The organism is Mycobacterium sp. ITM-2016-00317, from assembly GCF_002968295.1.
Lineage (GTDB): Bacteria > Actinomycetota > Actinomycetes > Mycobacteriales > Mycobacteriaceae > Mycobacterium.
This window is the reverse complement of sequence record NZ_CP134399.1, coordinates 5,887,995-5,907,198: the sequence shown is the minus strand read 5'-3', so window position 1 is coordinate 5,907,198 and position 19,204 is coordinate 5,887,995. Positions and strand designations below refer to the sequence as shown.

The 19,204-nt window shown below is 68.9% G+C and carries 16 protein-coding genes, 1 pseudogene and 1 riboswitch; of the genes and pseudogenes, 9 read left to right on the top strand and 8 right to left on the bottom strand.

Features of this window, described 5'->3' with window-relative positions:
• Nucleotides 1–49: 49 nt before the first annotated feature.
• Together trxA and C6A87_RS28345 are read left to right on the top strand one after the other, a co-directional pair.
• Nucleotides 50–508, top strand: a complete 459-nt coding sequence (trxA, locus tag C6A87_RS28350) for a thioredoxin (RefSeq protein WP_311115270.1) — start codon at nucleotides 50–52, stop codon at nucleotides 506–508.
• A gap of 99 nt (nucleotides 509–607) precedes the next feature.
• Nucleotides 608–1,090, top strand: coding sequence for a glucose-6-phosphate dehydrogenase (locus C6A87_RS28345; RefSeq protein ID WP_311115269.1), 483 nt, complete (start codon nucleotides 608–610; stop codon nucleotides 1,088–1,090).
• Between the two features lie 15 nt (nucleotides 1,091–1,105).
• On the opposite strand, the gene C6A87_RS28340 is transcribed toward C6A87_RS28345, so the two are convergent.
• Nucleotides 1,106–1,816, bottom strand: a complete 711-nt coding sequence (locus C6A87_RS28340) for a (2Fe-2S) ferredoxin domain-containing protein (protein WP_311115268.1) — start codon at nucleotides 1,814–1,816, stop codon at nucleotides 1,106–1,108.
• Between the two features lie 35 nt (nucleotides 1,817–1,851).
• Nucleotides 1,852–1,992, bottom strand: a riboswitch (cobalamin riboswitch).
• A gap of 39 nt (nucleotides 1,993–2,031) precedes the next feature.
• On the opposite strand from C6A87_RS28340, the gene C6A87_RS28335 reads away from it, so the two are divergent.
• Together C6A87_RS28335 and C6A87_RS28330 are read left to right on the top strand one after the other, a co-directional pair.
• Nucleotides 2,032–2,469 (top strand): hypothetical protein, encoded by a 438-nt coding sequence (locus tag C6A87_RS28335; RefSeq protein WP_311115267.1) that lies wholly within the window; start codon nucleotides 2,032–2,034, stop codon nucleotides 2,467–2,469.
• A gap of 31 nt (nucleotides 2,470–2,500) precedes the next feature.
• Nucleotides 2,501–3,172, top strand: a complete 672-nt coding sequence (locus C6A87_RS28330; RefSeq protein WP_311118117.1) for a histidine phosphatase family protein — start codon at nucleotides 2,501–2,503, stop codon at nucleotides 3,170–3,172.
• Here the strand turns inward: C6A87_RS28330 and C6A87_RS28325 are convergent.
• A pseudogene (locus C6A87_RS28325) lies at nucleotides 3,129–5,376 on the bottom strand (glycoside hydrolase family 3 C-terminal domain-containing protein). The gene C6A87_RS28330 and the pseudogene C6A87_RS28325 sit on opposite strands and share 44 nt — an antisense overlap.
• A gap of 134 nt (nucleotides 5,377–5,510) precedes the next feature.
• On the opposite strand from C6A87_RS28325, the gene C6A87_RS28320 reads away from it, so the two are divergent.
• Together C6A87_RS28320 and C6A87_RS28315 are read left to right on the top strand one after the other, a co-directional pair.
• A complete protein-coding gene (locus C6A87_RS28320; protein ID WP_311115266.1) occupies nucleotides 5,511–5,978 on the top strand; it encodes a nuclear transport factor 2 family protein in 468 nt (155 codons plus the stop codon).
• A 50-nt stretch (nucleotides 5,979–6,028) separates the two neighbouring features.
• Complete coding sequence (locus tag C6A87_RS28315; RefSeq protein ID WP_311118116.1) at nucleotides 6,029–7,750, top strand: MOSC and FAD-binding oxidoreductase domain-containing protein; 1,722 nt, start codon at nucleotides 6,029–6,031, stop codon at nucleotides 7,748–7,750.
• Between the two features lie 26 nt (nucleotides 7,751–7,776).
• Here C6A87_RS28315 and C6A87_RS28310 read toward each other — a convergent pair whose 3' ends face one another.
• Nucleotides 7,777–8,715: an aromatic alcohol reductase gene (locus C6A87_RS28310; protein ID WP_311115265.1), complete on the bottom strand. Its 939-nt coding sequence runs from the start codon at nucleotides 8,713–8,715 to the stop codon at nucleotides 7,777–7,779.
• A 143-nt stretch (nucleotides 8,716–8,858) separates the two neighbouring features.
• On the opposite strand from C6A87_RS28310, the gene C6A87_RS28305 reads away from it, so the two are divergent.
• Together C6A87_RS28305 and C6A87_RS28300 are read left to right on the top strand one after the other, a co-directional pair.
• Nucleotides 8,859–9,626, top strand: coding sequence for a PTS sugar transporter subunit IIA (locus C6A87_RS28305; RefSeq protein WP_311115264.1), 768 nt, complete (start codon nucleotides 8,859–8,861; stop codon nucleotides 9,624–9,626).
• Nucleotides 9,627–9,633: 7 nt separating this feature from the next.
• Nucleotides 9,634–11,202, top strand: a complete 1,569-nt coding sequence (locus C6A87_RS28300) for a PTS ascorbate transporter subunit IIC (protein ID WP_311115263.1) — start codon at nucleotides 9,634–9,636, stop codon at nucleotides 11,200–11,202.
• Nucleotides 11,203–11,298: 96 nt separating this feature from the next.
• Here the strand turns inward: C6A87_RS28300 and C6A87_RS28295 are convergent, their stop codons facing one another.
• The 4 genes from C6A87_RS28295 to C6A87_RS28280 form a co-directional block, all read right to left on the bottom strand.
• Entirely contained in the window at nucleotides 11,299–14,151 is a 2,853-nt protein-coding gene (locus C6A87_RS28295; protein WP_311115262.1) for a cation-translocating P-type ATPase, read from the bottom strand.
• 67 nt (nucleotides 14,152–14,218) lie between these two features.
• Nucleotides 14,219–16,087: a S9 family peptidase gene (locus tag C6A87_RS28290; RefSeq protein WP_311118115.1), complete on the bottom strand. Its 1,869-nt coding sequence runs from the start codon at nucleotides 16,085–16,087 to the stop codon at nucleotides 14,219–14,221.
• Between the two features lie 99 nt (nucleotides 16,088–16,186).
• A complete protein-coding gene (locus tag C6A87_RS28285; RefSeq protein WP_396836950.1) occupies nucleotides 16,187–16,813 on the bottom strand; it encodes a TetR/AcrR family transcriptional regulator in 627 nt (208 codons plus the stop codon).
• 64 nt (nucleotides 16,814–16,877) lie between these two features.
• The gene (locus C6A87_RS28280) at nucleotides 16,878–17,393 is read right to left on the bottom strand and encodes a DUF3592 domain-containing protein (RefSeq protein WP_311115261.1); all 516 of its coding nucleotides are present in this window, start codon (nucleotides 17,391–17,393) and stop codon (nucleotides 16,878–16,880) included.
• 296 nt (nucleotides 17,394–17,689) lie between these two features.
• On the opposite strand from C6A87_RS28280, the gene C6A87_RS28275 reads away from it, so the two are divergent.
• On the top strand, nucleotides 17,690–18,448 hold the full coding sequence (locus C6A87_RS28275) for an SCO6745 family protein (protein WP_311115260.1): 759 nt from the start codon (nucleotides 17,690–17,692) through the stop codon (nucleotides 18,446–18,448).
• 69 nt (nucleotides 18,449–18,517) lie between these two features.
• On the opposite strand, the gene C6A87_RS28270 is transcribed toward C6A87_RS28275, so the two are convergent.
• On the bottom strand, nucleotides 18,518–19,168 hold the full coding sequence (locus C6A87_RS28270) for a cutinase family protein (protein WP_311118113.1): 651 nt from the start codon (nucleotides 19,166–19,168) through the stop codon (nucleotides 18,518–18,520).
• Between the last annotated feature and the right edge of the window lie 36 nt (nucleotides 19,169–19,204).

Below are 19,204 nucleotides of genomic sequence, written 5' to 3'. Positions count from 1 at the left end.
GGCTTAGGTGCAGGAACTGGCTTTCAGACCTGAGTGAGCGTGGAGCACCATGACAACCACGAACGTGAAATGTCCGCACTGTACGACGGTCAACCGGATTCCCGCCGCCGCGAACGGCACTCCCGGCTGCGCCAGATGTCATGAGCCGCTGCCGTGGATCGCCGTCGCCGGTGACGCCGACTTCGCCGAGGTCGCCGAGCGCTCCAAGGTACCGGTGCTGGTGGATCTGTGGGCCGCGTGGTGCGGTCCGTGCCAGACGGTCGGTCCGGCACTCGAGCAACTCGCCACCGAACACGCGGGAGAGCTGAAGGTCGTCAAGGTCGACGTGGACACCGCGCGGCGGACCGCGGCACGGTTCTCGGTCCAGTCGGTGCCCACTTTGCTCGTCCTGGCGGACGGTTCGGTGCTGGCCCGTCAGGCGGGCGCCGCCCCGGTGGCCTGTTTGCGGGCCTGGCTGGATCGGGCGCTGAGTGGGGCGGGGTCGACTTCCGGTCCGGCGCACCGCTGATCCCGTTGCGCGGAGTTCATGACCTCTGGCCGGGACGTCTGGCCGAACCGGCGATTCGGGGCGCACACTCGAGGTGTCGTTCGAATTTAGGGGGCCGCGATGAGCGAGCAACTTCACGACTTCTTCGGTGAGGTCTGCGCGCGGTACTTCCAGCCCGCGATGGACATGTATCCGCCATGGGGCGTAGGGGCCGTCGAGCGGATGTTCATGCTGACCGACGCCGTTCAGGATCCGCTGGAACAGAGCCGCCACGGCGCCATGGAGTGGGGTCGGACCGAGATCCCGCACGCCCGGATCGCCGAGGAGTTCTTCGTGATCACCCAGCACGGCCTGATGTACGCCGCCGAGGTGAACGGGGTCCACCGGGCGCTGCACTACCTGGCCACGCCGCCGGCGTTGTTCGATCCGTTCGTCGACCAGGCCGAAACGTCCGAACTCCGCGACGGCGAGGTCGTGGTCGTGGACAGCCGGTTCGGCCGCGAGCTGGCCTCAGCCCACCCGATGGACGCCGCGTTGCGCCGCATCCTCGACGAGCATCTGGCGCTGCGGGTGACCCTGCCGCGAACCGGGCCGGCGATCTGAACCCCGGCTGACGGGCTACCGGATCCGGGCGTCCTCGATCGGCTCGCCGGCAGTCAGGTGGCCGTCGATCAGCCGGTCCACGCGGTCGGGGGTCATGCCGCCGTACCAGACGTCGTCGGGCTGGACCGCGACGACCGGGGCGTGGTTGCAGGGGAACATGCAGCCCGCCGCGGTCGTCAGGACGTCACTGTCCCGGAGGCGTCGCCGTGACAGTCCCTCCGCGAGGGCGGCCCAGGTCTTCTCGGCGCCGCGGGCGCTGCACCGGGGGCCCCGGCAGACCAGCACGTGGTGACGGTAGGCGGGGACCTCGGCCCAGGCCGCCGAGGTCAGGGGCGACTCCGAGCCGGTGACCGGCCGCGCTTTCTCCAGCGCTGCGGTGACCGCGGCAGGGTCGATCGGGTCGGTGTCGAGCAGCCTGGTGGCGACGACGACTTCCGGCGCTCCCGCCCCACGTTCGCGCCACCAGTGCGAGGCGATCCGGCGCAGCCACGAGTTACCGGGCGCCAGCTGTCCGAACGCGACGCCGACCAGTTCGATCCGCCCGGTCCCGCCGTCGGCGAGCTCGGTGAGCACGGTGCGCAGGGAGGGTTCGGTGATCTGCAGGAAGGCCAGGCGGGCGCCGAGGGCGGCAGCGGTGGCCGCGAGATCCTCGGCGGCATTGGCCTCCCGGATCGACATCCCGACGAGGACTCGGACCGCTTCGGTGTGGGCATGAGATGGGTGCACGACGGGCACGACCTTTCTCGGGGTAGACCGCCCCGAGTTCGCAAGGTGCGGTGGGTCGAGTGTCTGGCTCACGCACGCTGGACGAAGCGCCGCTGACAGTGGCGGTACCGCGCCGGATTCACACCGGCTTCCTCGGATCCCATCGCAATGGACGGACCAGAGGCTAGCAGGACGCCCACTGCTAACGCCGTCGTCAGAGCCGGCGATAGCAAGGTATGGCTCTCGTCCGTGCTGCCGCCGCGCTCGCCGTCGCGCTGATCGCGCCCTGGCCGGGGATGGCGACCGCGCACGCCCAGTCGTTCGCGCAGCTTCCCGCGGTCCCGGTGGTGGCATCGCCGACGTGCGGGGGCACCGTCAGGGCGGAGGCACAGGTGGCACCCGTGCAGACCTTCGATCAGGTGGAGAACGGTGTCCGGGTGGCGATCAACTACGACGCCGGTCGATACGACGGGTCCTGCTCGCTGACCGTCACCGCGGCGTGGGCCAATCTCGACACCGGAGCCTCCGGACACGGCGACATCACCGCGGTCTCGACGATCGACGGGCACTACGGGTTCATCGGGTACGCCAACACGATGTTCCAGACCGGCGCCGGCACCGTGGTCGTCACGCTCAGCTCGCACCCCGGCGCCGAACTGCGGGTCACCGCGTAGCCGCCCGCTACCGTGAGGGCATGGCAGGCGCATCTATGTCGTCACCCACCCGGAGGCGACGCACCACGTCGACGGCGTGGTCGGAGGCTGGCACGACTCCGACCTGACGGCGCGTGGCGCCCGGCATGCCACCGCCATCGGCCGTGCGCTGGGTGACGTGCTCACGGGCTGCGGGGCCGAGGTGTTCTCCTCTGATCTGCTGCGCGCCCGACGCACGGCCGAGGTCGTCGCGGCGGCACTGAACACCGTCCCGGTGCTCGACCAGCGATTGCGCGAGAAGTCCTACGGGGTAGCCGAAGGCAGGCCGCAGAGCTGGCTCGATGCGCGATTCATCCCGCCGCCGGTCACCGGCGACCGAATGTCCCATGACGAAGGAATCCCCGGTGCGGAGACCAAAGGTGAGTTCGCCGCGAGGATCTACTCTGCCGTGGACGAAATACTCTCTGGTTCAACACAAGACATCGTGATCGTGACCCACGGTTTCGCCTTGACCTACGTGATCACCGATTGGCTCGGGGTACCGATCGCGCATGTCGACCGCGCCGGCTTCACGGCGGCCCCGGGGAGCATCACGACCCTCGTTGAGGACGACTACTTCCACAACAGGCAGGTCAGCGTCCTCGCCGATATCAGCCACCTCGCCGACGACACCGCGGCCGTCACGGATGGGCTTGCAGGAGGTGGTCGAGCACGTCGCGGCTGAGCGCGACCCCGAAGAGTTTCAGTCGCCCCAGGGGCATGGACTCGATCATCTTCAACGTCTCGGTCCCCAGGCTGTCCTGGTCGGGCATGGCCGCCATGTTCTGTTGGAAGATCGAGATGAGCCGCGGCCCGGCGACCGGATGGGCGAACACCTCGCCGATCGTCGAGTTCTCGGTGAGCGGGACTCGCACGTCGTCACCGTCGAGGTGAATCACGGTGGTGTGGAGGATGTTCCGGCTCGACTGCCCGATCCGCAGGCTGTACTCGCCACCTTCGACCACCCATTTGTCGACGCGATCGTCCCAGTAGGCGAAATCCGTGCGCGGGATGCGCACCGTCACCGGACTGGTGGTTCCGCGGGCAAGCTCGACGACCTGGAATCCCCGCAGCTCCTGCGGGGCCCGGGCGATGCCGGACACCGGCTTGGCGGAGTAGACCTGCACCACGTCGCGACCGTCGCGAGGTCCGGTGTTGGTCACCGCGACCGTGACCACGATCTCGTCGCCCTCGACGACGGCGGTGGCGGCGTCGTAGCGAAACGTCGTGTAGGACAACCCATGCCCGAACGGATAGGTCACCTCGACGGCTCGGGCGTCGTAGCCGCGGTACCCGACGAAGATCCCCTCGCCGTAGAGGACCCGGGAGTGTTCGCCCGGGAAGTTCAGAAAGGACGGCGTGTCCTGCAGACGCTCCGGCACCGTCTCGGCGAGCCGACCGCTGGGGTTGACCACGCCGAACAGCACGTCGGCGACCGCCGCACCCCCGCCTTGGCCCAGAAGGGCGCCGTCGAGGACCGCCGCCGCCAGCCGGTCCACGTCGGCCAGCCGGACCACACCGCCGTGGCACAGCACGGCGACCGTGCGAGGTTGCGCCGCAGCGACAGCCGCCAGTAGACGCAACTGCTCAGCCGGCAGCTCGATGTCGGTCCGGTCGTATCCTTCGGATTCCGCGCTGTCGGGTAGTCCGAGGAACAGCACGGCGGCGTCGGCGGCCGCCGCGGTCGCGACCGCATCGTCGGTGAGGCGCTGCGGGTCGTCGCCGCCGCCGTATCCGGGCGCATAGGTGACCGCACCGGCCGCGCGGGCACGGATCTCGTCCAGCGGGATGTCCAGCCTGGCGGCGTTGACGTGCGAACTCCCGCCACCCTGGTACCGGGGGTGCGCGGCAAACGCGCCGACGACGGCCAGCGTGGCGTCGTGCCGCAGGGGCAGCAGGTCACTGGTGTTCTTCAGCAGCGCGATACTGCGGGCGGCGGCTTCGCGGGCCAGCGCGTGGTGGGCGTCCAGGTCGACCGCGGTTGCGGGCTCGGTGTTGCGGGCGGCGCGGGCAAGCAGGTCGAGGACCCGGGCCGCTGCTTCGTCGACGACGGTCGGGTCGAGTCGTCCGGCCTCGACGGCGTCGACGACGTCCTCGTCCAGGGACGGGTCGCCGCCGGGCATGGCGAGGTCCAGACCCGCCGCAAGCGCCGCGACCCGGTCGGCGACCGCGCCCCAGTCGCTGACCACCGCACCGGCGAAGCCCCACTGCTCACGCAGGACATCGGTGAGCAGCCAACGGTTCTCGGACGCGTAGACGCCGTTGATCTTGTTGTAGGAGCACATCACCGTCCACGGCCGGGATGCGGTGACCACCCGCTCGAAGCTCTTCAGGTAGATCTCCCGCAGCGCCCGCGGCCCGACCAGGGAGTCCGAGCGCATCCTGTCGTACTCGGCGTTGTTGGCCGCGAAGTGCTTGACCGACGCCCCCACACCACCGGCCTGCACTCCCTCGACCCACGCGGCGCCCAATGTTCCACTCAGCAGGGGATCTTCGGAGAAGTACTCGAAGTTGCGCCCGCAGCGCGGATCGCGCTTGATGTTGACCGCGGGACCGAGCAGGACGTCGACCCCGAGCGCGCGGGCCTCGTCGGCGAGCGCGCGACCCACCCGTTCGACCAGCTCGCGATCCCAGCTCTGCGCCAGGCCGGCGGCGGGGGAAGCAGGTCGCCGGCTCGCTTGCGGCGAGTCCGAGGTGATCTGACAGGCCAGGCTGAATCCGCACGCCGTGGGGGCCGTCGGTCAGTGTCACCGCGGGCAGTCCGGCGGCGGACTTGGTGTGCCAGAACGATTCGCCGCTAACTAGCCCGGCTTTGACCCGCAACGGCAAGGTCGACGCGTCCGCTGCAGCGCCGGGGGAGGTTCCGTGCGGGGGGTCGGAGATGCTCATCCTGCTCCCAGCGGATCGGCGCGGTCGTGCGGCCGAGCATAGGGCCGATTCCTCGGACCGGCCAGAGCCGTGGCTGGATCGTTGGCTGGAATCATTGTCCGGCGGGGCTGCTTCGGTTCATGGGAGCATCGGGGATGACCGAGGCCCGCCCGCCCATTCCGCCCTACGATCTCGACACCGCCCGGCAGAAGGTCCAGGCGGCCGAGGACGCCTGGAACAGCTGCGACCCGCACCGGGTCAGCCTCGCCTATACCGTCGACAGCGTGTGGCGGAACCGCGACCAGTTCGTCACGGGCCGGGACGCCATCGTCGAGTTCCTCACCGCCAAATGGGAGCGGGAACTCGACTACGCGTTGCGCAAAAGCCTGTGGAGCTACAGCGGAAACCGCATCGCAGTCCGGTTCCAGTACGAATGCCATGACGGCTCCGGCCAGTGGTGGCGCAGCTACGGCAACGAACTGTGGGAGTTCGACGACCACGGCCTGATGCGCAGGCGCGAGGCCAGCATCAACGACGTACGTATCGAGCCGGCCGAGCGCCGGATCTTCGGTCCCCGCGGCGACGACGAACGCGGTCCCGACGCCGAGCTTCCGCTGTGCTGACGGCCGCCGACACCAGAGGCCCGGCCACGCTGCTGTCGGTGAACGTCGGAATGCCCGCGGACGTCGACTGGAACGGCCGCGTGGTGCACACGGGTATCTGGAAAACGCCGGTGGCGGGGCCGCGTACGGTCCGGCGGCTGAACATCGACGGCGACGGTCAGGGCGACCTGGCCGGACACGGCGGGGAGAACCGCGCCGTGCTGGTCTACCAGATGGAGTCCTACCGCCACTGGGCCCGCGAACTCGGCCGCGACGACCTCTCGCCGGGCGTGTTCGGGGAGAACCTCACCGTCGACGGCCTGCCCGACAGCGAGGTGTGCATCGGCGACCGCTACCGCATCGGCGACGTGGTGCTGGAAGTGACCCAGCCCCGGGTGACCTGCTACCGCGTCGGGATCCGAATCCGCGAGCCCCGGATGGCGGCGCTGCTCGTCGCCCACCGTCGGCCGGGTTTCTACTGCCGCGTGCTCGCCGAGGGCGAGATCGAAGCGGGGCACCCGATCGAACAGATCAGCCAGGGGCCAGAGGCCGTGACGGTCGCCGACATCGACGGGCTGCTCTATCTGCCGGGGCACCCCCGCGACAGCCTCGAACGCGCGCTGCGCATCCCGGCGCTCAGCCCGGGATGGCAGGGATCGGTGGAAAGCCTGCTGGCGCAGAGTGATTCCGCCGTATCGGGGAACAGCGGGTTGACCGGCGCCGCCACCGGGCCACCGGCCTGGCCGGGGTTCCGCGCACTGCGCGTCGTCGCGGCCAGGGCCGAGAGCCGTGACGTCCGTTCGGTGACCCTCGGCGATCCCGACGGCGCACCCCTACCGCCGCGGCGGGCCGGGCAGTCGATTGCGGTGCGCGTCCCTGTCGGGGACGCGACGGCGGTACGCAGCTACTCGTTGTGCAACAGTCCGACCGCACACCTGTACCGGATAGCGGTCAAACGGGAAACCAGCGGTACTGCAAGCAATTACCTCCACGACCAGTTGCCGGTCGGCGCCGAGATCGATATTGCCGCACCGCGCGGTGACTTCGTTCTCGACGACGCGGCACGGCCCCTGGTGTTGCTGTCGGCCGGGGTGGGCGTCACCCCGGTGCTGTCGATGCTGCATGCACTCAGCGCGGACCGGCCCGATCGGCCGCTGTGGTGGATCCATACCGCCCGCAATGGTGCGGAACACCCGTTCGCCGACGAGGCACGCGCGGTGCTGCGTCGCCTCCCGCGCAGTCGCAGCGCTGTCTTCTACAGCCGGCCGGGACGATCCGACCGGCCCGGCGCCGACTACGACCGCAGGGGCCGCATCACCGCAGAAGCCCTCGCCGAGCTGCAGATACCCAGGGACGCATCGGTGTTCGTATGCGGACCGGATCTGTTCATGGCCGACATCGCCCGCGTGCTGGTCGACCACGGAATGCGCCGGGACGCCATCCACGTCGAGGCCTTCGGCGGCCGCGCCGCCGTCACCCCGGGCATCGCCGCCGCGTCCGCCCTGCCACCGCATCAACCCGCAGGACCGGTGGGCGACGGGCCGGTCGTCCAGTTCGCGCGCAGTGGCATCTCCGCGCCCTGGGGTTCCGGATATGCCAGCCTGCTGGAGTTCGCCGAAGCGTGCGACATCCCCACCCGATGGTCGTGCCGCACCGGGGTCTGCCACACCTGTGAAACGGGGCTGTTGGCCGGACGGATCCGCTACGGCCCCGAACCTCTGGAAGAGCCCGCCGACGGCAACTGCCTGCCCTGTGTCGCGGCGCCGGCGACACCCGTCGTCCTGGATCTCTGACCGAATCCGTCAGTCCGACAACATAGTCAGGACTCGAGCGCCGGTGCGAGGTTCTTCCTGGCCCACTCGTGTGCAGTCGTCGTGTCGATGCCATTGCGGGCATTGAACGTCGCCGACTTCGGCCAGGCCACGCCGACGCCGCGGGCGAAGACGGCGCGGTACTTCTTCATGGAGTCCTGCGGATCCGCCGCGAGTTCGGCATCGAGATGCTCGGTCGACCAGCGCACCCGGCGCACCTCGGTACCGAGCACGTCCTCGACGACGTCCGCGAGCCGGCCGTAGCTGAGGGTGTCCCCAGCGACGTGGACGACCTTGTCGGTGGCGCCCGGTGGAGCGTGCAGGACCGCGGCCGTGAGCGTGCCGATGTCCTCGGGGGTGGTGACGGTGACCTCGGTGTCCCAATCGCCCAGCGCGTGCACGGTGCGCGAGGGTAGGTCGACCACTCCGAATGAGGGATCGAACAGGAAGCTGGTGAACATGCCGGTCGAGACGATGCGCCAGTCGGTGTGCTCCTGGCTTCGCAGCATGTCGCGCACATCGAGCTGCTCGTCGAACAGGGTCTGCGGGCTCCCTCTGCCGATCAGATCGTAGTCCACTCCGAATTGCCAAGGAAGATACCGCCGTACCTGCGCCGACAGGGCCGCCTCGGCGAGCTTGACCTGGATGCCCGCCCCGGCGGCGAAGCCCAGGCAGCTGATCACGGTGTCGTATCGGCCGAAAAGGTCGGCGAGTTCCGGTACCGACGCGGTGGCGACGTCGCCGTATTCCACGGTGACTCCAGAGGTGTCGAGGTCGCGGAGCAGTTGCGCTCTGCCCGCCGACGGGGAGGCTGCCGGGCGGAGCAGGACTGCGATCGTGTCACCGCTTCGGCGTTTGCGGATATGTGCAGACAGCGCGTCGACGACTGCCGTCCCGAGTTCGCCGGCACCGACGATCAGGAACGATTCGGTGTCACGGATTTTCACGACGTACCTCCCTTGGCCGGCTGATCCCGCTGATGCCGGGCAGGAGGGTGCAACGCAGTGCACGCGGAATGTGTTTCCCGGTCTGCGGACGGCGGGGGCCGGAAAGCGCATCGGCCCGGCCGCGGGAGTCTAGGGTGGGGTTCATGGCGGAGCTGGCCGATCTGCTGTCCCAAGAGCGCATCGCGCTCGACGTGCACGCCGACACCTGGCAGGCGGCGATCAAGGCCGCCGGTCGGCTCCTGGACCAGGCAGGGATCGCCGACGCCGCCTACACCGACTCGATGATCGCCAATGTCGAGGCCAACGGCCCGTACATCGTGGTGGCCCCCGGCTTCGCGTTCGCGCACGCCCGGTCCTCGCCTGCGGTGCACCGCACCGGGATGTCCTGGGTCCGGCTGGCCGAACCGGTCGAATTCGGACACAAGACCAACGACCCGGTGACTCTGGTGGTGGCGCTGGCCGCGGTCGACGCGGGCGCGCACAACGCGGCGATGGCGCAACTGGCGAAGGTGCTCGGGGACCAGGCCAAGCGCGCGGCGCTGGACTCCGCGACGACGCCCGCCGAGGTCATGGAGCTGCTCGGTGGTGCGCGGCCGGCGACGAGCGCAGCCGCGCGCGCACAGACCAACAACCTGATCCTCACGGTGTGCGGAAACGGGCTGGGCACCAGCCTCTTCCTGAAGAACACGCTCGAGCAGGTGCTGCAGACCTGGGGTTGGGCGCCGTTCATCACCGTCGAGGCCACCGACACCATCTCGGCGAAGGGCAAGGCCAAGAGCGCCGACCTGATTCTGACCTCCGGTGAGATCGCCCGTACCCTCGGCGACGTCGGGGTACCGGTCAAGGTGATCGACAACTTCACCTCCACCGCCGAAGTGGACAGCGCGCTGCGCGATTCCTACGACGTCTAGGAGCCCGATGAACTGGCTGGTCGGCATCGCCGAATTCCTGGTCAACGAGATCCTCGCAGTCCCTGCATATCTGATCGGCATCATCACCGCCGTCGGCCTGATCGCGCTGCGCAAGTCCGCCGGTCAGGTGATCGGCGGCGCGCTCAAGGCCACGCTGGGCTTCCTGTTGATCAACGCCGGAGCGGGACTGGTGGTCAGTTCGCTGGAACCGCTGGGTGTGATGATCCAGGGCGCCGCGGGCACCCAGGGCGTGGTACCGACCAACGAGGCCATCGTCGGTATCGCGCAGGACGAGTACGGGGCGCAGGTGGCCTGGCTGATGATCCTGGGCTTCGCCGTCAGCCTGGTGCTGGCCCGGTTCACGCCGCTGCACTACGTGTTCCTCACCGGTCACCACGCGCTGTTCATGGCGACGCTGTTGACCATCGTGCTGGCCACCGCAGGACTGGACACCCCCGTCGTCATCCTTCTCGGCGGCTTCCTACTCGGCGTGGTGATGGTGTCGCTACCGGCGATCTCTCAACCCTGGACCAGACGCATCACCGGTGACGACAGCATCGCCATCGGCCACTTCGGCACCCTGGGCTATATCGCCTCGGGCGTCACCGGCCGGTTCGTGGGCGGGTCCAAGAGCCGGTCCACCGAAGATCTCAAACTGCCCGAATCTCTGCGGTTCCTGCGTGATTCGATGGTCGCCACCGCCTTGTCGATGGTGCTGATGTATCTGGCCGTCTCGTTGCTGTATCTGGCCAGAGCGGGTCAGGAGACCGCATTCGCCGCCTACGCCGACGACACCGGCGCCGGGGCTGCCGTGGATGTCGGCAACTTCTTGATGAGGGGCGTCACCGAAGGACTGAGCTTCGGAGTGTCCGTTGCGGTGATCCTGTTCGGCGTGCGCACCATCCTGGGTGAACTGGTACCGGCATTTCAAGGAATCGCCGAACGGGTGGTGCCGGGCGCGGTGCCCGCCCTCGATGCACCAATCGTGTTCCCGTACGCGCAGAACGCGGTGCTGATCGGATTCATCTCAAGCTTCGTTGCCGGTCTGGTCGGGCTGGCAGTGCTCTCGGTGTGGCTGGGACCGGCGTTCGGCTGGGTGCTGGTGCTGCCCGGCCTGGTGCCGCACTTCTTCACCGGCGGCGCGGCGGGGGTGTACGGCAACGCCACCGGCGGTAGACGAGGGGCGGTCGCGGGTGGGTTCGTCAACGGCCTGTTGATCACGTTCCTGCCTGCGCTGCTGGTGCGGGTGCTCGGCTCCTTCGGTTCGGAGAACACCACCTTCGGTGACACCGACTTCGGTTGGTACGGAATTCTTTTGGGTAATGCCGCCAAGCTAGGCACCGTGTGGGGCATGGTGACGATGCTGATGATCGGCGTCATCCTGCTGAGCCTGGCGATCCTGGTGCAGAAGCGCCTGGTCGACACCGACTGGGATCCCTCTCCGGGCCGGCCGCTTCCGGTCGGTGCCGGCGCCGCCGCCGCGGCCACCTCCACCTCGGCGCCGACGGGTGGGCGCAGCTACCCGAAGATCCCCCCGCCCGCCGGAGCGCCGCCGCCACCGCCGCCGCGGGCCTGACGGGCAGCCGCACATGCTGCTGGGCGACGGCGTCGGGGAACTACTCAAGGTGGCCGGCAAGGTCGTGTGCGGCGTGCACGGTCCGCGAAATCGTCGTCATCTCCGTCCTGTCCGCCGTGTGCGCAACGCCAGCTTGCGGAGCTCGTCGAACCACAGCACCGTCGAGGCCATCGCGATCGCCACCGCCCAGTGGGTCAGGTCGAGTGAGGCCGTGCCGAAAGCGGTTTGCAGCAGCGGTATCTGCACCACCGCAACCTGCAGCACCACGCCGAGGCAGACCGAGGCCCACAGCCAGCGGTTGCTGAACAGACCGTGGAACGCGCTGGTGGTCTCGGAGCGGGAGTTGAACGCGTTGAAGAACTGCGCGAAGACCAGCGCGGTGAACCCGGCGGTGCGCGCCACGTCCAGCGAATCCGATCCCGCCACCAGACCGCCCGGCAGGAAGATGTCCATCGTCAACAGCGTGGCGATGCCCATGACCAACCCGATGGACATGATGCCCCGCCACATCTCCCGGTTGATGAGGCGATCGGTCGGGCGTCGCGGCGGCCGGGACATCACGTCGTCGATCTCCGGATCCACGCCCATCGCGAGCGCGGGCCCGGAGTCGGTGACGAGATTGATCCACAGGATCTGAGTGGCCAGCAGCGGTACGACGATCGTCTCGCCCTCCGCGGCGGTGATCCCGATGAAGCCGGCGAGCACCACGCCGAAGAACACGGTGAAGACCTCACCCATGTTCGACGACAGCAGGTAGCGCAGGAACTTCTTGATGTTGTCGAAGATGGCCCTGCCCTGGCGGACCGCGATGACGATGGTGGCGAAGTTGTCGTCGGCGAGGATCATCTTCGCGGCTTCCTTGGTCACCTGTGTCCCGGTGATCCCCATCGCCACACCGATGTCGGCTGCCTTCAGTGCGGGCGCATCGTTGACACCGTCGCCGGTCATCGCCACGACCTCACCGCGGGCCTGTAGCGCGTCGACGATCTGGAGTTTGTTCCGCGGTGCGACCCGGGCGTAGACGGACGTCGCGGCCGTCACCTGTGCAAGCCGATCGGGGGACAGCGCGTCGAGTTCGGCGCCGGTGACCGCGACGGCTCCCGGCCCGACGATGCCGAGGTCCTCGGCGATGCGCGCCGCGGTGGTGGGGTGATCGCCGGTGATCATCATGACCCGCACGCCCGCCCGGTGGGCCTCGGCGACGGCGGCTGCCACTTCGGGGCGGGGTGGGTCGATGATCCCCACGACGCCGAGGTACACGAGATCCTGTTCGTCATCGGCGTCGAGATCGTCGGCGGTGTCGGCATCGACCCGGCGGTAGGCGACCCCCAGCGTGCGGTAGGCCTGCGCGGACAGTTCTTCGACGGCCGCGGCTGCCGCCGCGCGCCGGTCGGGATCGAGCGGTACCACCTGATCCCCGACCTGGACGGCGGTGCAGCGCTTCAGCAGCACGTCGGGCGCGCCCTTGGCCACCACTGCGGTGCCCGTGTCGTCGCCGGCGACACCGGTGTCCTCGTCGCTCCGAGCGACCCCGGTGTTTTCGTCGCTCCGAGCGACCAACGCGGACATCATCTTCCGCTCCGACGTGAACGGGATCTCGCCCAGCCGCTCGAACTGCCGCGCACGATCGGCGGCGCCTTCGAGCTTGTGGGCGGCCACCAGGAACGCCGCCTCGGTCGGGTCGCCCTGAATCTGCCATTCGTCGTCGTGCACGGTCAGCTGCGCGTTGTTGGCCAGGGTGCCGCCGGTGAGCACCATCCGCGCCTCGCGTGAGAGCGCCGGATCGGTCAACGGCCGGCCGCCGGTCAGTGCCGCGCCGTCGGGGCGGTAACCGACGCCGGTCAGCTCGACCTCGCCCGAGGCGGTGCGGATGCGCTGGATCGTCATCTCGTTCTTCGTCAGGGTGCCGGTCTTGTCCGACGCGATGACGGTGGCCGAACCCAGGGTCTCCACCGAGTGCAGCTGCTTCACCACCGCGTTGCGCCTGGCCAGCTGCTGGACCCCGATGGCCAGCACGACGGACAAGATGGCGGGCAGCCCCTCGGGAACCGCCGCAACGGCGAGGGAGACGCCCAGCAGCAGCACGGTGACCAGATGGCTCAACGTGGAGATCTCGTTCACCAGCGCGGTGACGGCCATGACCACCACGGCGATGACGATGACCGTGACGCCCAGCAGCCTGCTGACCCCCGCGATCTCCTTCTGCAGCGGGGTCGTGTCCTCCTTGGTGGTCTCCAGCATCTCGGCGATCGCACCGACCTCGGTGCCCATCCCGGTGGCGGTGACGACCGCGCGACCCACTCCCTGGACCACCGAGGTGCCGCGGAACACCATGTCCGTGCGGTCACCGAGGGGCATCGGGTGTGCCAACGTGGTGGCGGCCTTGGTCACCGGTTCGCTCTCGCCGGTCAGCGACGCCTCGGCCAGGCGCAGCGCCGCGGCCGTGAGCAGCCGCGCATCGGCGCCGACGGCGTCGCCCTCGTTGAGCACGAGAACGTCCCCGCGCACCAGGTCCGTCGACGACACCGTGCGCAGTTCTCCGTCACGCAGCACCGTCGAGGTCGCCGCGGTCATCGATTGCAGCGCGTCGACCGCTGCCTGGGCCCTGCTCTCCTGGACGAACCCGAGGATGCCGTTGAGCAGGACGATCGCGGCGATGACCAGCGCGTCGATCGGTGCGCCGGCCGCCCCCTCGGCCGCCCAGGCCGCCATCGAGATCGCAGCCGCGACGAGCAACAGATAGACCAGGGGATCCTGGAACTGGCGAAGGACCTTCCGCCACATCGGCACCGGCGCCTTGGCCCGCAACGTATTGGGTCCGTCGCGCTGGAGGCGGCGGTCGGCCTCCGCCGAGGTGAGGCCGGTCGCAGGTTCGACTGCAAGGTCACGTGCCACCTCGGCGGCGTCGCGTGTCGACGGATCTTGCGACGCGCCGACAGACACCGTCACCTGACCGATGATGCTCCCGGCGACGCGCCGAACCAAGGGGAAAGCGGCGACGGTCTCCCCGCCGAGGTCAATCCTTCAGGTGGCGGGCGAGGAATCGTTCGATCGCGTGGTACATCTCGATCACGTTCTCGGGGTTGACCGCGCCGTGGCCTTCGTCGGTCTGGACCAGATACTCCACCTCGACGCCGCGGGCACGCAGAGCGTTCACCAGGTTGTCGGACTCCGCGTGCACCACGCGGACGTCGTTGGCGCCCTGGATCACCATCAGCGGTGTGCGGATCTGGTCGACCCTGGTGATGGGCGAGCGGGCCATCATGTCGGCCAGCTGCTCGGGGTCGTCGGGGTCGCCGACGTAGAGGTGCCAGTTGTTGGCCAGGTGCGGGCGTCCCACCGGCGGCAGGGTCCGCATGAAGTTGGCCAGGTCGGAGATGCCGACGTAGTCCACCGCGGCGGCGAAGACGTCCGGGGTGAACGTGACGCCGACGAGCGCCGCGTAGCCGCCGTAGGACCCGCCGAAGATCGCGACCCGATCCCGGTCGGCGTAGCCCTGCTGGACGGCCCAGTCCACAGCGTCGATCAGATCGTCGTGCATCTTGCCCGCGAACTCGCCGATCGCGGCCTTCAGGAACGATGCGCCGAAGCCCAGCGAGCCGCGGAAGTTGACCTGCAACACCGCGTATCCCCGGTTGGCCAGTAGCTGCGCGGCGGGGTTGTACTCCCAGCTGTCGCGATACCACGGGCCACCGTGCACCATCAGGACCATCGGCAGCCCGTTCGGCTCCACCCCGACCGGCAGGGTCAGATACGAGTGCAGCGTGAGGCCGTCCCGTGAGGTGATCGCCACCGGCTGCATCGGGGCCAGCTGCTCGGGATCGAGGTGCGGGTACGGCCGGTACAGCAGCCGACTCTCGCCGGTGTCGTGGTCGTACAGATAGGTGGCGTGGGGATCGCGGTCGTGGGTGAAGCTGACCACCCAGCGCCGGCCCTTCTCGTCGGATGTGATCCGGCCGAGGTCACCGTCGGACAACTTCTCCAGATTCGCGAGCACGTCGGCGAAGTGCGGCTCGAGCGCATGGATCACCTGTCGCTCACGCTGGTAGCGGACACCGATGAGCGCGCCGGTGCTCCGGTCCTGGATCAGGGTTTGTGACCGGAGGGGATCGAAGAGGCCGTGGATGTCGAGATCGAATTCCGGGTGGCTGTCCACCTCGGTCTCCTCGCCCGTGGTCAGATCGACGCGGACCAGGCGGGTCCGGTCGGTGCCCTTGCTGGAACCCATCCACGCCCCGGTGCCGTCCGGGGTGAGCACGAGGGGGTAAATGCCCAACGGGCGATCCGACCCGTCGAACGTCGCGATGGGGGTCAGTGTCGCCGCGTCGCCGTCCCACCGGGACAGTTCGACATGACCGTCGGGGGTCAGCGACGTCGCGAACAGGTGACCGTTGTCGCTGCAGAGCCAGTCGGACGCGTTTCCGGGATTCTCGGCGAGCAGTGTCAACTCACCGGTGGCGATGTCGATTTCGTACACGTCGAACAGTTGGACGTCACGCCGGTTCGTGATCACCACCGCCTTGCCGTTCTTGACCTCCCGGATCGGTGCGGCGATCACACCGGGAAACGGGGTCAGGTCCACGGGTAAGGCCTCGGGATCGTCGAGATCGATGCGGAAGAGGTGCCAGTTCTCGTCACCGGCGGTGTCCTGGAGATAGATCATCCAGCGCGGGTCGTCGGTCCAGTCGAAATGGTGCACGCTGCGCTGGTCGTCGGCCGTCACGCACCGCGCCTCGTCGGAGTCGAGGTCCTGGACCCACACGTTGAGGCGGTTCTTCCACGGTGCGAGGAACGCGATGCGACGGCCGTCGGGCGAAATGATCGCTCCGGCGCGGGTGGGCGGGTTGAAGAAGTCTTCGACGGAGATGTGCTCGGGCAGTGCCATGTGGGCCCTTCCTGGGGTCAGCAGCGCAGAGTCGATCACCGGGCGGGTGTCCACGGCCGGGATGCGTGCGTATGCGGTTGTCGTACTGGGTGTTTCCGGTCAGTCCGCGACGGGTCCGCCGAACCGGCCGTTGGTGGCGTCGGTGACGGCCCGGTCGATCATGTCGAGTGCCTCGGCTTGGCTGACCTTCTCGTTGTCGGTGATCACCCGACGGCCTACCTCCTCGTCGATGACGCGGAACGCGCCGGTGACCGCGGCGGCGCACAGGCGAACGGTCAGGTGTTGCTCGGGTAGGCGAAGCCGTTCGGCGACAACGGGTATGAAGTCACGCTCCATCTGGTCGTGCACCATCAGATAGGAGGTCCGCAACGCGGGTTCCCGCACCGACACGGTCGCGATGCGCAGTGCGCTCCGCACATCGACGATCTCCTCTTCGGTCAGCGGATTGCGGGCGGTGTAGGCGGCCAGGTGGTCGGCGAGGGACAACTCTTTCGGCCACTGCCGGGCCAGTGTGATGAAACGCTGTGCGGACTGCGCGAGCACCGGCTCCACGCAGCTTTCCTTGCTGCGGAAGTAACGCCACACCGTGCGGGTGGAAAGCCCTGCCGCCGAGGCGATGTCGTCCCCGCTGGTGGCAGAGACGCCCCGGTCCCAGAACAATTCACACGCGTGCCGCGACACCTGCAGGCGTGCGTGCTCCTGCTTGTCTTTGGTGCCGATGTTCACAACCTCCTGTCACTTAGTGACAGCACCACTGTGTCACTAAGTGACAATGTTGTCAAAGGTGTGATCAGGGGCGGTCCCGCGCGGGCCCGCCGCCGGAATCCGCCAGCTTGTGCAGACCGCTGTCCCAGCGGGTGTCACGAGCGCGGGAGCACAGCGCGCGGCCGATCCCGAACATCGACGCCGCGACGACGACGGCGCCCGCCCAGATCAGCACCGACGTGGTCACGGCCTGCGCCGGGGCCGAACCGACCGACGCCGGTGCTGGAACCTGCCTGCCGGCCTCGTCGACCCACACCTCGACGGTGTCGCCGGGCTCGACGGTCGCCGGCGCCCGCACCGTGCCGCTGTGCTGGACGCCGCCGACGATCCAGGTGGCCGGAACATCGGCGCGGCGGGTCCGATCACCCCGCACCGACACCTCACCGACCGTCGCCTCGACCATCTGGCGGTTCGCGGTCTGCTCGACGTGGCTGTGGCGCAGCGAGTCGTAGACGGCCGTGCCCGCCGCGGCGGCGATCGGAAGAGCGAAGAGCGACATCGCCACTGCCAACACCAGCAACGCGGCCTCGATCCGGTCCACGGAACGGACGAGCGGGTGGCGCCCCCGCAGCCGCGTGACGAGGGGGAGCCGAGGAACGTCGAGACTGAACGGCGTCCAGCCGTCGTCCCCGGCCCGATCGGTACCGGCCTCGTGCTCACTCCTGGCTCTGTGCGGGCGCACTGTGCTTGCCTCCTGTGCAATGGTCTCCGGCGACGGACAGACGTCGACACTCTCCATGGTGGCCAGAATCGCCGTGCGGGGCTTGGACCAGCGACACAAGGACATCGCGCCGCGTTTGTCGCGCTGCCACAAGTGGCAGCGCTACCCTTCCCCCCATGAGTGATACCGGCCTGATCGAGTCCGTGGCAGCCGCCGGCGCGGCCATCGAGGAAGCGGTTGCGGTGTTCATGCTGCATCCACAGACGTACGCCGGCAGCGTCGCCGCCGGCTACGAGAATCCGCTGGCGGGTTATGTCGCCGGCCGGGGCGGGGTGTTGGGCGAGGCCACCGGCACCACCGTCGCCGCGGTGTTCGCGGTGTTCGAGCCGACCGGGCTGGCGGCGATGTGGGACGAGGGGATCGCTGTGCGCGGCGCGGCCGGGGCGGCGGAGGTCTACTGGGACCAGACCGCCGAGTTCGGGCGTCAGTACCTCGCGGCAGCCGACGGGCTGGACCGCATTGCGGCGCTGGGGGAGAAGATCATCGCGGCGACGCCGATCGCGAGCCTGCCGTTGTTCGCCGGCTGGCGCGCGATGCCGCTGGCCGACGATGCCCCCGCCAGGGCGCTTCAGGTGATGTTCGTGCTGCGGGAGTTGCGCGCCGGGCTGCACTTCAACGCGCTGTCCCTGTCGGGCGTCACCCCGGTGGAAGCGCACATGCTCAACAAGGGCCCGGGGTATACCGCGATGTTCGGCTGGCCCGAGCCGTACGGCGACGGCGCGGACAAGAAGGACCGCTTTGCCGAGGCCGAGCAGGCGACCAACCGGCGGATGGCCGAGATCGTCGGCAGCGCACTGGATCCCGAGGGCGCCGAGGAGCTTGCCCGGCTCAGTGCCGCCGCGCTGGCGACGTTGAAGGCGGCCGTACCGAGCTGATCTCCGCGACTTGCCCTGCCCCCCAATCGGTCTGCGTCCCGGGCAGGCCGGTGCGTGTCGAGGGCGAACTCAGCGCGGCGTCACGTCGCCGGTTCCGTTGAGGCGACTGGCGGCGAACTCTGCTCCCCGCTGGGTCAGGTCGCCGTTGTAGCTGCCAGGGGTGTGCATGGCGAAATTCAGTCCGTCCGAACACACCGGGTCTTCGACGGCGCACAACGCGCTCGTCTTCGACACGTAAAGCGGACCGATGGTCACCGTCGGCTCGCCGAGGAAACCCATCGCCCGAGGGTTCGGCATACCGAACAGCACAACGGCGGCGACGTGCTCGGCGACCTCGGGATCCAGTGGCTTGGGCACCGTCGCGGGATCCACGCCGGCGGGCACCGCCGCCGAGGTGACAAACCCGGCCACGGCCGCGCCCTGTGAGTACCCGCCGAGCACCAGATCCGTACTGGGACAGGTACTTGCCATCGAGAGGATGCGGGTGCTCGCGTCCCTGACGCCTTCCACGCCGGTGGCCCATTGGTCGATGGCCGGGTAGTTGACCGGATATACGGCCAGCGTTTTATCGCCGATCTGCGGGCGTAGTGCATCGATGAACGCCTGCCCCGTAGGGCCCACACCCGGTGGCTCATTGGTTCCGCGGGCGAATATCACCTCGACGTCCGGACACTCCTGGGCAGAAACGGGCGACGCCAGGCTGGTCGACACCGCCATCATCGCCAGTGCCGCCGCGCCGGGTAACGCCAAGACCTT

What these genes read in the sequence shown, in the direction of transcription:
- trxA (WP_311115270.1), top strand. Translation starts at nt 50, where the DNA reads ATGACAACCACGAACGTGAAATGTCCGCACTGTACGACGGTCAACCGG.
- C6A87_RS28345 (WP_311115269.1), top strand. Translation starts at nt 608, where the DNA reads ATGAGCGAGCAACTTCACGACTTCTTCGGTGAGGTCTGCGCGCGGTAC.
- C6A87_RS28335 (WP_311115267.1), top strand. Translation starts at nt 2,032, where the DNA reads ATGGCTCTCGTCCGTGCTGCCGCCGCGCTCGCCGTCGCGCTGATCGCG.
- C6A87_RS28320 (WP_311115266.1), top strand. Translation starts at nt 5,511, where the DNA reads ATGACCGAGGCCCGCCCGCCCATTCCGCCCTACGATCTCGACACCGCC.
- C6A87_RS28315 (WP_311118116.1), top strand. Translation starts at nt 6,029, where the DNA reads ATGCCCGCGGACGTCGACTGGAACGGCCGCGTGGTGCACACGGGTATC.
- C6A87_RS28305 (WP_311115264.1), top strand. Translation starts at nt 8,859, where the DNA reads ATGGCGGAGCTGGCCGATCTGCTGTCCCAAGAGCGCATCGCGCTCGAC.
- C6A87_RS28300 (WP_311115263.1), top strand. Translation starts at nt 9,634, where the DNA reads ATGAACTGGCTGGTCGGCATCGCCGAATTCCTGGTCAACGAGATCCTC.
- C6A87_RS28290 (WP_311118115.1), bottom strand. Translation starts at nt 16,087, where the DNA reads ATGGCACTGCCCGAGCACATCTCCGTCGAAGACTTCTTCAACCCGCCC.
- C6A87_RS28275 (WP_311115260.1), top strand. Translation starts at nt 17,690, where the DNA reads ATGAGTGATACCGGCCTGATCGAGTCCGTGGCAGCCGCCGGCGCGGCC.
- C6A87_RS28270 (WP_311118113.1), bottom strand. Translation starts at nt 19,168, where the DNA reads ATGATGGCGGTGTCGACCAGCCTGGCGTCGCCCGTTTCTGCCCAGGAG.